We start from the raw sequence: 13,570 nt of genomic DNA on the forward strand, positions 1-13,570 counted from the left end.
GAAGAGTCGTGAGGTTACTTGCCGTCCCGCCCGGACAGCTCGTCCAGCGCGCGCGCGGCCAGAAGCGCCACGCCGCCCAGAATAAGCGACCGCCCGACCGAGTCCGTCACATTCGACGGAGCAAAGGCCTGCGCGCCATCCCTGCCGTGCTGCGCCGCGCGGCGCAAGCGGCTGCGACGGGGCGCATTGCCCATCTGCCGGGGCTCCGGCACCTTGCCGATGCGCGGCTTGGAGACCAGAAGCGCCGTCCCGATGGCCAGCAGGCCGCCCGCATAGACGAAGGGAGCGAAGCGCGCCCTCCGCGTCGCGGGCAAGGTGGTCCGGGCGATTTCGGGCAGGTTCGTGCGGCCGGGCAGCTTCGACATGGCGGTATCCTCCGTTTCCGGAAGAACCCACCAGGCACGCGCGAGGTTCCGCGCAAGCGTCGATATGCTGGATCAGCCGCATTCGCCTCAGCCCTTAACGGCTTTCACGATCTTCTGCGCACCGTCGGCGAGGTCGTCGGCGGCGATCACGTCCAGACCGGACTCGTTGATGATCTTCTTGCCGAGATCCACGTTGGTGCCTTCGAGACGCACGACCAGCGGAACCTGGAGGCCGACCTCTTTCACCGCGGCGATCACGCCCTCGGCGATGACGTCGCAGCGCATGATGCCGCCGAAGATGTTCACCAGGATGCCTTTGACGTTGTCGTCCGAGGTGATGATCTTGAACGCCTCGGTCACCTTCTCCTTGGTCGCGCCGCCGCCCACGTCGAGGAAGTTGGCCGGTTCCGCACCGTAGAGCTTGATGATGTCCATGGTCGCCATGGCCAGACCCGCGCCGTTCACCATGCAGCCGATCTCACCGTCGAGCGCGATGTAGTTCAGGTCGTGCTGGGAGGCGGCGAGTTCCTTGGGGTCTTCCTCGGTCTCGTCGCGCAGGCCGACGATATCGGGGTGACGGTAGAGCGCGTTGCTGTCGAACCCGGCCTTGCAGTCGAGGCATTTCAGGTTGCCGTCGGTGGTCAGGATCAGCGGGTTGATCTCCAGCATCTCCATGTCTTTCTCGACGAACATCCGGTAGAGATTGCCGAGCAGGTTCTGACACTGGCGGACGGTCTTGCCTTCCAGCCCCAGCGCGAATGCGACGCGGCGACCGTGGAAGCCCTGATAGCCGACAGCGGGATCGATGGAGAAGGACAGGATCTTTTCCGGAGTGGAGTCGGCGACCTCTTCGATGTCCATGCCGCCCTCGGTCGAGCAGACGATCGAGATGCGCGAGGTGACGCGGTCGACCAGCAGCGCGAGGTAGAATTCGGATTCGATGTCCGAGCCGTCCTCGATATAGATGCGGTTGACCTGCTTGCCGGCGGGGCCGGTCTGGTGGGTCACCAGCGTGTGGCCGAGCATGCGGTTGGTTTCCTCGGCGGCCTCTTCGACCGATTTGGTCAGGCGCACGCCGCCCTTCTCGCCGGCGTCATGCTCCTTGAACGAGCCCTTGCCGCGGCCACCCGCATGGATCTGAGCCTTCACCACCCAGAGCGGGCCGTCGAGCTCGCCCGCCGCGGTCTTGGCGTCGTTGGCGGTCAGAACGACACGGCCGTCCGAGACCGGGCAGCCATAGTCGCGCAGAAGCGCCTTCGCCTGATATTCATGGATGTTCATGAAAGAATCTTCCCGTCTTGCTGCGATTTCGTTGCCGGTATACCCATGCATAGCGGCCTGCGTTAAACGAAATATCGTCAGGTCCCTCGAATTGCGAGGAATTTCTGCGATTTGTGATCACGCTTTTTGGGGCTGTGATCACAAACAAAAATTCTGTTTGCCCGATGTTAGCGATGTGATGGGAGAATCAGCGTTTTTATGCCGATTTGCCTTTGCGATTGTCGCCCGGCGGGGCCGGCGGTAACGAGGGGAAACAGCGCGCGGAGGGGCAAAAATGCGAAATCTGGAGAGAGTCGGGCCGGATCGCCACGATCCCGAAGCGCTGCCGGTGGTGGTGCTGGCCCATAACGAGGCCAATATCCTGCCGGACTTTCTCGACCATTACCGGCGCATCTGCCGCCCGAGCTTTCTCATCGTCGACGACCGGTCGAGCGACGGCACCGCCGAGTTTCTCGCCGACCAGCCCGATGTCACCGTGTTCCGCCCGCTGCCGCATTCGCATTTCAAGACCGACAAGGCGGAATGGCGCGGCGAGATCATGGATGCGCTCTGTGCCGGGCGCTGGAGTCTGGTGCCCGATCTCGACGAGCATTTCGTGCCGCCGGTCGCGCTTGATACCCTGATCCCGCAGATCGAGGCGGAGGGTGCCGAGGTCGTGCTGACCATCATGATCGACATGTATGACGACCGCCCGCTCGCCGATCACGTCTATCCCGACCCGCGCGGCCTGTCGCTGGCTGAAAGCTTTCCGTTCTTCGACACCCAGGACGATTTTCCGCAGGGCTATATCATGCGTCCGGTGACCCCGAAGGTGCTGGCGCTAAACCCGTCGCCGCCGAAAATCTTCAACGGTGGCGCGCGGCACCGGATCTTTTACCCCAAGCCCAAGGGGGCGGGGCCTGTGGCGCAATGGGTGGTGCGCCACCGCTTCGGGCTGGATCGTCCGATCAACGCGCGCGCCTCCTGGCTGGATCGCCGGGTGTCGCGCAAGCTGTTCAGCGGCTCGCTCAACTGCACCAAGCTGGGGCTGCTGAAGTGGAAGACGGGGATGCGTTTCGCCGGCGGGCCGCACAAGGCGGACACAGCGCTGCGCTGTTCCGAGGCGATAGCCGCCTTCCTGCATTACCCGCTGACGCGCGGCCGCAAGGGGGTGGAATATATCGCGCAGCGCGGCCAGCACGCCGATGACAGCGAGCATTACAAGCGGCTTCTGGAGGGAGGGGCGCTGGAGCGCTCGCCGGTCTTTGCGGGCTCGAAGCGGTATTCCGGGCCGGGCGATCTCGCCGGGCTGATCCGGGGAGTGCCGGGGCGCTGACGCCCCGGCGAAAGGCTTAGGCGAGCGAGCTGTCGATGCCTTTGCAGGCCTCGACCAGGCCCTTCACGGCGTTGACCGAGGTGTCGAACATCTCTTGCTCTTCCTTGTTGAGCTTGATGTTGACGATCTTCTCGATGCCGCCGGCGCCGATCACGGTGGGCACGCCCACATACATGTCGGAGACGCCGAGGTCGCCGTCGCAATAGGCGGCGCAGGGCAGAACGCGCTTCTGGTCTTTCAGATAGGCTTCGGCCATTTCGATGGCCGAGGTGGCCGGCGCGTAGAAGGCCGAGCCGGTCTTCAGCAGGCCGACGATCTCGGCGCCGCCGTCACGGGTGCGCTGCACGATGGCGTCGAGCTTCTCCTGGGTGGTCCAGCCCATCGCGATCAGGTCGGGCAGCGGGATGCCGGCGACGGTCGAGTAACGGACGGAGGGCACCATGGTGTCGCCGTGGCCGCCCAGAACGAAGGCTGTGACGTCTTTCATCGACACGTTGAACTCGGTGGCGAGGAAGTGACGGAAGCGCGCCGAGTCGAGCACGCCGGCCATGCCGCAGACCTTGTTCGCGGGCAGGCCCGAGAATTTTTGCAGCGCCCAGACCATCGCGTCGAGCGGGTTGGTGATGCAAATGACAAAGGCATCCGGAGCGTTGTCGCGGATGCCTTCACCGACGGATTTCATCACCTTGAGGTTGATGCCGAGCAGGTCGTCGCGGCTCATGCCGGGCTTGCGCGGTACGCCCGCGGTCACGATGCAGACATCTGCGCCGGCGATGTCGGCGTAATCCTGCGTGCCCTTGAGCGTCGCATCGAAACCTTCCGAGGGGCCGGATTCCGCGATGTCGAGCGATTTGCCCTCGGGGGTGCCTTCGGCGATGTCGAAGAGGACGACGTCACCCAGTTCCTTCAGGGCTGCGAGGTGGGCGAGCGTGCCGCCGATCTGTCCCGCGCCGATCAGGGCGATCTTGGGTCTTGCCATGGATCTAATCTCCGCTCCATTTGTCAATTCCGAGGTTTGCCTAAGGGTTTGGCCGGGCGCGCGCAAGAGCGCTGCGCGGCGGCAATCCCGGGCGGAGCGGGAGAGGCCCCGGAAATGGTTGCGCAAAAGGTAGCGAAATCTGCGGCTTAGGGTGGCGTTTCGCGGTATGCTTTTGAATACCGTTTTAACGAGACGCGCGTTTGGGACGCATCCTGGGGCATTTTTCGGGCAGCCGGGCGGGGCGGCGGACGATTCTCGCGCCGCCCTGACGAGGTGTCACGCGTCGCTTTCGGGGGCCTGCAAGACCTCGTTCAGCGCCTCGAAGGCCTGGCCGCTGGCAATGAGGCAGGTGAGGCCGGTGACCGAGGTGACGGTGATCGTCCAGCTTCCGGTTTCGGCGGAGGCGAAGACCTCCATCACATTGTTGTTGCTGCCGAGCCCGATGCTGCGCCGGGTTTCGCCATAGCTTTCCGCCAGTTTCGCCACCACCTGATCGCGCGGCGCGCAGGCGTTCTGCTGGGCGCCGGCAGCGGTCGCCCCGAATGCGATAAGGCCCGTCAGCGCGGCCAGTATCCGTTTCATCGCTCTGCCCTTTCGGCTGTCGCATGCGGCGCTTTCGCCCGCTGCGTGATGCCCTCTGCCTGATGCCGGCCCGAATGGGGCCTTGCGGTTTCCGCCCTGCGCCAACAGGCTGCGCAGAAAAGCCCAAGGAATGGTTAACGGGGCGGGCGTTCCGGCTCGGCCGTGCTGCCGGCCTCCGTCTTTCGTCGCTTTTTTCTGCGATGCGGCGACTCCGCTCTTGCACTTTTCGCAAAAAAATGGCCTCTACCGCGCAACTTTATTTCTTCGACAGGGAGAATACTCATGGACCTCACGCTGCGCCCCTACCGTTCGGTGCTCTATATCCCCGGCTCCAAGGACCGGGCTTTGGACAAGGCGCGCGGGCTGCCCGTGGATGCCATCATCTTCGATCTCGAGGACGCGGTTTCGCCCGGCGAAAAGCCCGCCGCGCGCGAGACGCTGGCCGCCGCGCTGGCGCAGGGCGGCTATGGCAAGCGCAGCAAGATCGTGCGGATCAACGGGCTTGAGACCGAATGGGGCGAGGCCGACGCCAAGGCCGCCAATGACATGGATTGCGACGCGGTGCTGCTGCCCAAGGTGGAAAGCCCCGAGCAGCTCGACGCGCTGGCCAGGCTCACCGACAAGCCGCTATGGGCGATGATGGAAACGCCCAAGGGCATGCTGAACGCCGCCGCCATCGGCGCGCATCCGCAGCTCATGGGCATGGTGATGGGCACCAACGATCTGGCCAAGGAGCTGAACTCGCGCTTCCGCGCCGACCGGCTGCCGATGATGGCCTCGCTGGGGCTGTGCCTGCTGGCGGCCAAGGCCACCGGCTGCGTGATCGTCGACGGGGTCTATAATGCCTTCAAGGACGATGCGGGGCTGAAGGCGGAATGCGATCAGGGCCGCGACATGGGGTTCGATGGCAAGACGCTCATCCACCCCGCACAGGTCGAGATCGCCAACGCCGCCTTTGCGCCGACCGAGGCCGAGGTCGAACTGGCGAAACGCCAGATCGCGGCCTTTGAAGAGGCGGAGAAGGCCGGGCAGGGCGTTGCCGTGGTCGATGGCAAGATTGTCGAGAACCTGCATGTGGCCACGGCGCAGAGCGTCCTTGCCAAAGCGGAAGCCATTGCCGCGCTGGGCGAATAACCGCAGGGTGGCCGGAACGAATCCCGATCACAGGAGAGCCCCATGATCCTTCTCGTTCTCGGTGTCGCGCTCTGGTGGGCGGCGCATCTCTTCAAGCGCCTGGCCCCGGCGCAGCGTGCGGCGCTGGGAGACAAGGGCCGCGGCCTCATCGCGCTGCTGCTGGTGGTAGCGGTGCTGCTGATGATCTTCGGCTACCGCATGGCCGATGGCGCGATGTTCTGGGGCCGCCACCCGGCAACGGTGGGGATCAACAACCTGCTGATGCTGGCGGCGCTCTATTTCACCTCGCCCGGCCCGAAGAAAGGCGCGCTGTTCTACCGTATGCGTCACCCGATGCTGACGGGCGTTCTGCTCTGGGCCGTGGCGCATCTGCTGGTCAATGGCGATGTGCCGAGCTTTGTGCTCTTTGGCGGGCTGGGCGCCTGGACGCTGGTCGAGATGGCCGTGATCAACCGCGCCGAACCGGGCTGGACGCCCCCCGCAAAGGGCGCGATCCGCAAGGACATCATCTTTGCCGCCGCCAGCGTGGTCCTGCTGCTTGTCATCGGCTGGATCCACACCTGGCTCGGCTACCCAACCTTTGGATAAGACCATGAAACTCTACCGCTTTCTCTCCGAAGACGACACTTCGGCCTTTTGCCACAAGGTGACCGCCGCCCTGAACAAGGGCTGGGAGCTGCATGGCGACCCGACCTATGCCTTCGACGCCGCCAATGGCGTGATGCGCTGCGGCCAGGCCGTGGTGAAGGAGGTCGACGGCACCTACACCCCCGACACGAAACTGGGAGAGCATTGATGGCAAAGACCAATCCGGGCCGTTTCTTCGAGGATTACCGCGTCGGTCAGGTGATCGACCATGCGGTGCCGCGCACCGTCACTTCGGGCGAGCGGGCGCTCTATCACGCGCTCTACCCGGCGCGGCATGCGCTCTATTCCTCCGACGAGTTCGCCCGCGCCTGCGGGTTGCCGGAAAGCCCGATCGACGATCTGGCGGCCTTCCATGTGGTGTTCGGCAAGACCGTGCCCGATATCTCGCTGAACGCGGTGGCCAATCTGGGCTATGCCGAGGGGCGCTGGCTGACGCCGGTCTATGCGGGCGACACGTTGCGGTCGTCCTCCGAGGTGATCGGGCTCAAGCAGAATTCCAACGGCAAGAGCGGTGTGGTCTATGTGCGCACCACCGGCAGCAACCAGCGCGGCGAGACCGTGATGGAGTATTGCCGCTGGGTGATGGTGCGCAAGAACGATCCCGATGCGCCGGCGCCCGAGACGGTGATCCCCGATCTCAAGAAAGTGCTGACGCCGGAGGATCTGGCGGTGCCACAGGGGCTGAATTTCGACAATTACGATTTCACCCTCGCGGGCGAGCCGCATCGCTGGGGTGATTATCAGGTGGGCGAGACCATCGACCATGTGGACGGGGTGACCATCGAAGAGGCCGAGCACATGATGGCGACGCGGCTCTGGCAGAACACGTCCAAGGTGCATTTCGACGCCACGATCCGGCCCGACGGGCAGCGGCTGATCTATGGCGGCCATGTGATCTCGATGGCCCGGGCGCTGAGCTTCAACGGGCTGGGAAATGCCCAGATGATCGTGGGGCTCAATGCCGGTGCGCACGCCAATCCCTGTTTCTCCGGCGACACGGTGAAGGCCTGGACCGAGGTGCTCGACAAGGCCGACACGCCGGCGCCGGGGGTGGGCGCGGTGCGGCTGCGGCTGGTGGCGACCAAGGGAGGGGCGCCGTTCGAGCTCAAGGGCGAGGACGGGAAATACCTGCCTAACGTCTTGCTGGATCTCGATTATTGGGCGCTTATGCCGCAGTGAGGCACGCGAGGCCGTTAACGATTTCGTCGCAATCGTGTCGCGGCCTCGCTACACTTTACCTCGGGGAGAGATTCGTTCCTGAAGAGGTGAGGGACCGCCATGTCTGCAAACAGCCTTCCGCACGGATCCGAAGACGTTCTGGCTCTGCCTGCCGGACAGATCCCCGACACGATCAGCGCGCTGGTCAGGAAACGCGAATTCAGCAGCCTTGTCTGCCGCATCCATCGCGAGATCCGCTCGCCCGATCCGGCGCTGCGTGCCAAGGGGACCGAGGCGCTGCAACGGCTCGGCTTTCCCGAGTGATTCAATCTGTCCGTGCGGGCTTTCGCGCGGACAGAATCAGACTTTCCAACATCTTCCGCGGCGCAGAATGTTAGCGTGCGAATTGTGATCACAGTTTTTGGCGTGTGATCACATAATCTGCTTATTTTTTCAAAAAGCGATCAAAAAAGGCGCCTGCTGCGCATGCACTCTGGTGACAGAGGGGCGGGAAACCCGCTAGAACCCTGCCACGAGGGAACCGAAAGGACACGCCATGGCCGAAGAGACCCGGATCGAGCGCCCGCTCTCCCCCTTCATGATCGGGCCGTATTATCGACCGCAGCTCACCTCGATGAGCTCCATCCTCACCCGCATCACCGGAAACGCCCTGATCGTCGGCACGCTGCTGATGGTCTGGTGGTTCCTGGCACTCGCCGCGGGGCCGGAATACTTTGAAACCGCCGAATGGTGGATCACCTCCTGGGTGGGCAACCTGATCATGTTCGGGTCGCTCTGGGCCATCTGGTACCACTACCTTGCCGGGCTGCGGCACCTGGTCTTCGACTCGGGCAAGGGGCTCGACATCAAGACCGCCGAAAAACTCGGCTGGGCCTGCATTTACGGCTCCGTGGCGCTGACCGTCGCGACCGTGATCATCTTCTGGATCTGAGGGAGGCATAAAGCATGCGTTACCTGACCGACCGCAAACGCGCCGTTGGCAAGGGCTCGGCCCATAGCGGCGCCGAACATCACTGGTACATGATGGTGAGCTCCGTTGCGCTCGCCTTTCTGGTTCCCACCTTCCTCATCATCTTCGGCCGGGCGCTGGGCTCGGGCTACGAGAACGCGCTGGCCACGTTCGAGAGGCCCTTTCCGGCGATCCTCGCGGGGCTCACGCTCTTCGTCGGCATGCAACATTTCCACAAGGGCGCCCGCGTGATGCTCGAGGATTACACCAGCGGTTCCACCCGGAAGCTGCTGATCATGCTGGTTGTGGGCCTGTCCTATGCGCTCACCGCTGCCGGAATTTTCGGCATCGCCAAGATCGCCCTCTGAGACAGAAAGACCCGGAAAAATGGCTGCATACGAATACGAGACGCATGATTATGACGTCGTGGTGGTCGGGGCAGGGGGCGCAGGCCTCCGCGCCACGCTCGGCATGGCGGAGCAGGGGCTGCGCACCGCCTGCGTGACCAAGGTCTTCCCGACGCGTTCGCACACCGTCGCCGCACAGGGCGGCATCGCGGCGTCGCTGTCGAACATGGGCCCGGACAACTGGCAGTGGCACATGTACGACACCGTCAAGGGCTCGGACTGGCTCGGCGACACCGACGCGATGGAATATCTCGCCCGTTCGGCACCCGCCGCCGTCTACGAGCTGGAGCATTACGGCGTGCCCTTCTCGCGCACCGAAGAGGGCAAGATCTATCAGCGCCCGTTTGGCGGCCACACCACCGAATTCGGCGAAGGCCCGCCCGTGCAGCGCACCTGCGCCGCGGCCGACCGCACCGGCCACGCCATCCTGCACACGCTCTATGGCCAGTCGCTGAAGAACAACGCCGAGTTCTATGTCGAATATTTCGCCATCGACCTGATCATGTCCGATGACGGCGTGTGTCAGGGCGTGGTCTGCTGGAAGCTCGACGACGGCACCTTTCACGTCTTCAACGCCAAGATGGTCGTTCTGGCCACCGGCGGCTATGGCCGCGCCTATTTCTCGGCGACCTCGGCGCATACCTGCACCGGCGACGGCGGCGGCATGGTGGCGCGCGCGGGCCTCGCGCTTCAGGACATGGAATTCGTCCAGTTCCACCCGACCGGCATCTACGGCTCGGGCTGCCTGATCACCGAAGGCGCGCGCGGCGAGGGCGGCTATCTGACGAACTCCGAGGGCGAGCGTTTCATGGAGCGTTACGCGCCGACCTATAAAGACCTCGCGCCGCGCGACTACGTTTCGCGCTCCATGACCATGGAGATCCGCGAGGGCCGTGGCGTGGGCGAACATGGCGACCACATCCACCTGAACCTCTCGCACCTGCCCGCCGAAGCGCTGGCGGAGCGTCTCCCGGGCATCTCCGAGTCGGCCAAGATCTTTGCCGGCGTGGATGTCACCAAGGAGCCGATCCCGGTTCTGCCGACGGTGCACTACAACATGGGCGGCATTCCCACCAACTACTGGGGCGAGGTGCTTAACCCGACCGCCGACGATCCCAACGCCGTCGTGCCGGGCCTGATGGCCGTGGGCGAAGCGGGCTGTGCCTCGGTGCACGGTGCCAACCGTCTTGGCTCCAACTCGCTGATCGACCTCGTGGTCTTTGGCCGCGCCGCCGCGATCCGCGCCGGCAAGGTCGTGGACAAGGAGGCGGGCAAGCACGCGCTCAACCAGTCGTCCGTCGACAAGGCCTTCGACCGCTTCGATGGGCTGCGCAATGCCGATGGCGGCACGCCGACCGCCGAGCTGCGGCTCGAGATGCAGCGCACCATGCAGGAAGACGCGGCGGTGTTCCGCACCGACAAGACGCTGAAGGAAGGCGTCGAGAAAATGACCGCGATCGCCGGCAAGCTGGGCGATCTCAAGGTCAGCGACCGGTCGCTGATCTGGAACTCGGATCTGATGGAGACGCTGGAGCTGACCAACCTCATGCCCAACGCGCTCGCCACCATCGTCGGCGCCGAGGCGCGCAAGGAATCCCGTGGCGCACATGCGCACGAGGACTATCCCGAGCGCGACGACGACAATTGGCGTGTTCACACGATCAGCCGCGTCGAGGGCGAGCAGGTCACGCTCAGCCAGCGTCCTGTGGTGCTCGATCCGCTGACCCAGGAAGACGAGGGCGGCATCAGCCTCGCCAAGATCGCGCCGAAGGCCCGTACCTTCTGATGCGTTACGCGCTTGCCCTTCTGCCGTTACTGTCTCTGGTCGCTTGTACGCAAAAAGCCGATCCGGTGACGCAATGTATGTTCCAGGTCGATGCACCTGGAACATACGAATACCCGGCAGGGGTGGCCAACCCGGTGATCACGCCGGGGCAGGGCGGTACGCAGGCCGGTGCCGATGCGCTGATGTCCTGCGTCGCCGCCAAGGTGGGAGAGGCGCCCAGCGTTTCCGGCGCCACCGGCGGGATCCCGGAAGAGACCGACATCCGGCGCGCCGAGAACGGCACAACCGTCAAGCGATACACCTACGGCACGCCCCCGTCTGCGGCGGCCCGTCAGCGCGAGGCGGGCGAAATGTCCACCGCGCCCGTGGCTGAGGCTGGATACGGCCAATGCCCTCCCGGGGCGTCCAGCATGTACAGGGGGACGCTTTATTGCCTGGGGCAGTGATCTTCTCTGCCGGACGGGCGGCCTGTGCCGGGGCCTTTCTGGCCCTGACCGGCTGCGCGGTGCTTCAGCCCGCACCGGACCGGGGCGATCTGGCGCGCGAGACTGCGCGCGCCGCCGTGGCGCCGGTTCTGATGGAGAAGGCGCCGGGCGTGCCGGTGGAGCGTGCGGTGGACTGCACACTCGAATATGCGACTCGGGGGCAGATCGAGGCGCTGGCGCAGAATTCAGCGCTGGGTCAGCCCGGCTTGAACGACGATATCGTGACCGATATCCTTTACACACAAGGCACTCGTGACTGCATGCGTGGCGGTTTGATCTACGAAGTGCTTAACTTCCAACTGTTCCCATAGGAGCCCCCGCTTTGCGCAAGGCCCTCCTCCTCACCGTGCTTCTCACCGCCTGCTCGCCGCAGAGCCAGGACGAGATCGCGCGCGCGGCGGCGCGGTCTACCGTGTCGAAGGTGGTGACAGAGCGCTTTCCGGGGGTGCCCGTTGAGCCGGCCATCGGCTGTATCATCGACAACGCGACTGCGACGCAGATCTATGCGCTGGCCGGCGACAGCCTGACCGGCCCGACGCAGAGCACTGTGCAGATCGTCAGCGAGATCGTGTCGAAGCCCGAGACGCTCACCTGCCTCGCTGCCGAGGGGCTGCCGGCGCTGATGCAGGGGAGGGCGCTATGACCGCGCTCCCGCTCTTCGGCAGTTCGCAGCGTGTGCAGCCCTGGACCGGTCCGTCGCGCTTGGTGCTGCATTGCGGGTTCCGCAAGACCGGCACGACCTTCATTCAGGATGTGCTGCGCGACAATGCGGCGAAGCTGCCCGAGGGCTTTGCCGCCAGCCCGCGCGAGACGCTGACCCGAGGCTGGCGCCGCGCGGTCGCCGACGATATCCGCAAGCGCAATCGCGCCACAGCGCGCGAGCTTCAGCGCGAGGCGCAGCTGCTGCGCGCCGCCATCGCGGCGATGCCGGCGAAAACAGCGCTGATTTCCGACGAGAATCTCTTTGGCACCGATGTGGTCGCGCCGGACGGGGCGACGATCTTCGAACTGGCTGCGCATTACATTCCGATGCTCGAAACGGCGCTGGCCGGCGCGCCGCTGGAACTGGTCTTCTATACCCGCGACATGGGCAAATGGCTGCGCAGCGCCTGGGGGCAGGCGGTCAAGCGCAAGGGCGAAACCGCGGATTTCGACACATGGGCTGCCCGCCAGCCGGCGCTCGACTGGGAGAGCGGAATCGCGACGATCCGCGCCGCTGTGACCTCGCCGGTCACGGTTTACGCCATGGAGGACGATCTGGCCGGAGAGGCCCCCCTCATGGGGCGCGCGCTCTTCCGCCATGCCGGGCTCGACGATGCCACCGTCGCCACGTTCGATCTGCCCGATGCCTCCAACACCGCGCTGCCCGCCGGCGCGATGGATCTCATGCGCAAGCTCAACGGTCTGGGGCTTTCCCCCAAGGACCGGCGGGCGGTGTCGCAACTCGTCGAGGACAATCCGGAGGTGTTCCGGAGATGACCTTTCAGATCTTCACTTGGTCCGGCGCTCTGGCTGGACCGGACCTTGCCACCCCATAGACTCACCCGAAAGGACAGCAGAGGCTCGCCATGGTTCAGTTTACGCTTCCGAAGAATTCCAAGATCCGCACCGGCAAGACCTGGCCGAAGCCCGAGGGCGCGACCAATGTCCGGGCGTTCAAGATCTATCGCTGGAATCCCGATACCGGTGAAAACCCGCGCGTCGATACCTACTATCTCGACATGGACAAGTGCGGGCCGATGGTTCTGGACGCGCTGATCAAGATCAAGAACGAGGTCGACCCGACCCTGACCTTCCGCCGCTCCTGCCGCGAAGGCATCTGCGGCTCCTGCGCGATGAATATCGACGGGATCAACACGCTTGCCTGTATCTACGGGCTCGACGAGATCAAGGGCGACGTGAAGATCTACCCGCTGCCGCATATGCCGGTGGTCAAGGACCTGATCCCCGACCTCACGCATTTCTACGCCCAGCATGCCAGCATCATGCCCTGGCTGGAGACCAAGACCAACCGCCCCGAGAAAGAGTGGAAGCAGTCCATCGAGGACCGCAAGAAACTCGACGGCCTCTATGAATGTGTGATGTGCGCGTCGTGCTCGACCGCCTGCCCGAGCTACTGGTGGAACTCTGACCGCTATCTAGGCCCGGCGGCGCTGCTGCACGCCTATCGCTGGATCATCGACAGCCGCGACGAGGCGACGGGCGAGCGTCTGGACGGGCTGGAAGACCCGTTCAAGCTCTATCGCTGCCACACGATCATGAACTGCACCAAGACCTGCCCGAAAGGTCTGAACCCGGCGAAGGCCATCGCCGAGATCAAGAAGATGATGCTGAACCGCGTCGTCTGATCCGGCTTGCGAGTATTGCGGAACGCCGCGCCATGCATTGGCGCGGCGTTTTTCTTTTCACGGGCATTGTTGCGGTCCCGCGTCTTTGGAATGCCAATTGAGGGGAGCGCAG

Annotated in this window: 18 protein-coding genes; 14 read left to right on the forward strand and 4 right to left on the reverse strand. The window is 64.5% G+C overall.

The genetic code is table 11. The features are described 5' to 3' along the window. Positions 1–14: 14 nt before the first annotated feature. Both Ga0080574_RS15890 and sucC read right to left on the reverse strand, forming a co-directional pair. On the reverse strand, positions 15–365 hold the full coding sequence (locus tag Ga0080574_RS15890; RefSeq protein WP_076701753.1) for a hypothetical protein: 351 nt from the start codon (positions 363–365) through the stop codon (positions 15–17). A gap of 87 nt (positions 366–452) precedes the next feature. After that, positions 453–1,646 carry an ADP-forming succinate--CoA ligase subunit beta gene (sucC, locus tag Ga0080574_RS15895; protein ID WP_076701756.1) on the reverse strand — a complete coding sequence of 398 codons (1,194 nt, stop codon included), beginning with the start codon at positions 1,644–1,646 and terminating at the stop codon, positions 453–455. 274 nt (positions 1,647–1,920) lie between these two features. Here sucC and Ga0080574_RS15900 point away from each other — a divergent pair, with 274 nt between their 5' ends. Continuing rightward, entirely contained in the window at positions 1,921–2,961 is a 1,041-nt protein-coding gene (locus Ga0080574_RS15900) for a glycosyltransferase family 2 protein (protein ID WP_076701758.1), read from the forward strand. 16 nt (positions 2,962–2,977) lie between these two features. On the opposite strand, the gene mdh is transcribed toward Ga0080574_RS15900, so the two are convergent. Continuing rightward, on the reverse strand, positions 2,978–3,940 hold the full coding sequence (gene mdh / locus Ga0080574_RS15905) for a malate dehydrogenase (protein WP_076701760.1): 963 nt from the start codon (positions 3,938–3,940) through the stop codon (positions 2,978–2,980). 276 nt (positions 3,941–4,216) lie between these two features. Beyond that, positions 4,217–4,522 carry a hypothetical protein gene (locus tag Ga0080574_RS15910; protein ID WP_076701765.1) on the reverse strand — a complete coding sequence of 102 codons (306 nt, stop codon included), beginning with the start codon at positions 4,520–4,522 and terminating at the stop codon, positions 4,217–4,219. Positions 4,523–4,804: 282 nt separating this feature from the next. On the opposite strand from Ga0080574_RS15910, the gene Ga0080574_RS15915 reads away from it, so the two are divergent. The 13 genes from Ga0080574_RS15915 (at position 4,805) to Ga0080574_RS15975 (ending at position 13,458) form a co-directional block, all read left to right on the forward strand. Next, the gene (locus Ga0080574_RS15915; RefSeq protein WP_076701769.1) at positions 4,805–5,656 is read left to right on the forward strand and encodes an HpcH/HpaI aldolase/citrate lyase family protein; all 852 of its coding nucleotides are present in this window, start codon (positions 4,805–4,807) and stop codon (positions 5,654–5,656) included. A 42-nt stretch (positions 5,657–5,698) separates the two neighbouring features. Beyond that, entirely contained in the window at positions 5,699–6,244 is a 546-nt protein-coding gene (locus Ga0080574_RS15920) for an NnrU family protein (protein ID WP_076701773.1), read from the forward strand. Positions 6,245–6,248: 4 nt separating this feature from the next. Next, positions 6,249–6,452, forward strand: coding sequence for a DUF1737 domain-containing protein (locus tag Ga0080574_RS15925; protein WP_076701777.1), 204 nt, complete (start codon positions 6,249–6,251; stop codon positions 6,450–6,452). Continuing rightward, a complete protein-coding gene (locus Ga0080574_RS15930) occupies positions 6,452–7,483 on the forward strand; it encodes a MaoC family dehydratase (protein ID WP_076701782.1) in 1,032 nt (343 codons plus the stop codon). Before Ga0080574_RS15925 ends, Ga0080574_RS15930 begins: the two co-directional genes overlap by 1 nt. 99 nt (positions 7,484–7,582) lie before the next feature. Then, the gene (locus Ga0080574_RS15935; RefSeq protein WP_076701786.1) at positions 7,583–7,786 is read left to right on the forward strand and encodes a hypothetical protein; all 204 of its coding nucleotides are present in this window, start codon (positions 7,583–7,585) and stop codon (positions 7,784–7,786) included. Positions 7,787–8,018: 232 nt separating this feature from the next. After that, on the forward strand, positions 8,019–8,414 hold the full coding sequence (gene sdhC / locus Ga0080574_RS15940) for a succinate dehydrogenase, cytochrome b556 subunit (protein WP_076701791.1): 396 nt from the start codon (positions 8,019–8,021) through the stop codon (positions 8,412–8,414). Positions 8,415–8,428: 14 nt separating this feature from the next. Beyond that, a complete protein-coding gene (sdhD, locus tag Ga0080574_RS15945) occupies positions 8,429–8,800 on the forward strand; it encodes a succinate dehydrogenase, hydrophobic membrane anchor protein (RefSeq protein WP_076701795.1) in 372 nt (123 codons plus the stop codon). A 19-nt stretch (positions 8,801–8,819) separates the two neighbouring features. After that, positions 8,820–10,625, forward strand: a complete 1,806-nt coding sequence (sdhA, locus tag Ga0080574_RS15950) for a succinate dehydrogenase flavoprotein subunit (protein WP_076701799.1) — start codon at positions 8,820–8,822, stop codon at positions 10,623–10,625. A gap of 77 nt (positions 10,626–10,702) precedes the next feature. Next, the gene (locus Ga0080574_RS15955; RefSeq protein WP_156876379.1) at positions 10,703–11,071 is read left to right on the forward strand and encodes a hypothetical protein; all 369 of its coding nucleotides are present in this window, start codon (positions 10,703–10,705) and stop codon (positions 11,069–11,071) included. Further along, positions 11,056–11,421: a hypothetical protein gene (locus tag Ga0080574_RS15960; protein WP_237219267.1), complete on the forward strand. Its 366-nt coding sequence runs from the start codon at positions 11,056–11,058 to the stop codon at positions 11,419–11,421. Before Ga0080574_RS15955 ends, Ga0080574_RS15960 begins: the two co-directional genes overlap by 16 nt. 11 nt (positions 11,422–11,432) lie before the next feature. Continuing rightward, positions 11,433–11,753, forward strand: coding sequence for a hypothetical protein (locus Ga0080574_RS15965; protein ID WP_076701808.1), 321 nt, complete (start codon positions 11,433–11,435; stop codon positions 11,751–11,753). After that, on the forward strand, positions 11,750–12,589 hold the full coding sequence (locus Ga0080574_RS15970) for a hypothetical protein (RefSeq protein WP_076701811.1): 840 nt from the start codon (positions 11,750–11,752) through the stop codon (positions 12,587–12,589). The genes Ga0080574_RS15965 and Ga0080574_RS15970 overlap by 4 nt, the downstream gene beginning before the upstream one ends. Positions 12,590–12,678: 89 nt before the next feature. Beyond that, positions 12,679–13,458: a succinate dehydrogenase iron-sulfur subunit gene (locus Ga0080574_RS15975; protein ID WP_076701816.1), complete on the forward strand. Its 780-nt coding sequence runs from the start codon at positions 12,679–12,681 to the stop codon at positions 13,456–13,458. The last annotated feature ends 112 nt before the right edge of the window (positions 13,459–13,570 follow it).

This window comes from Salipiger abyssi, assembly GCF_001975705.1.
GTDB classification, from domain to species: Bacteria; Pseudomonadota; Alphaproteobacteria; order Rhodobacterales; family Rhodobacteraceae; genus Salipiger; species Salipiger abyssi.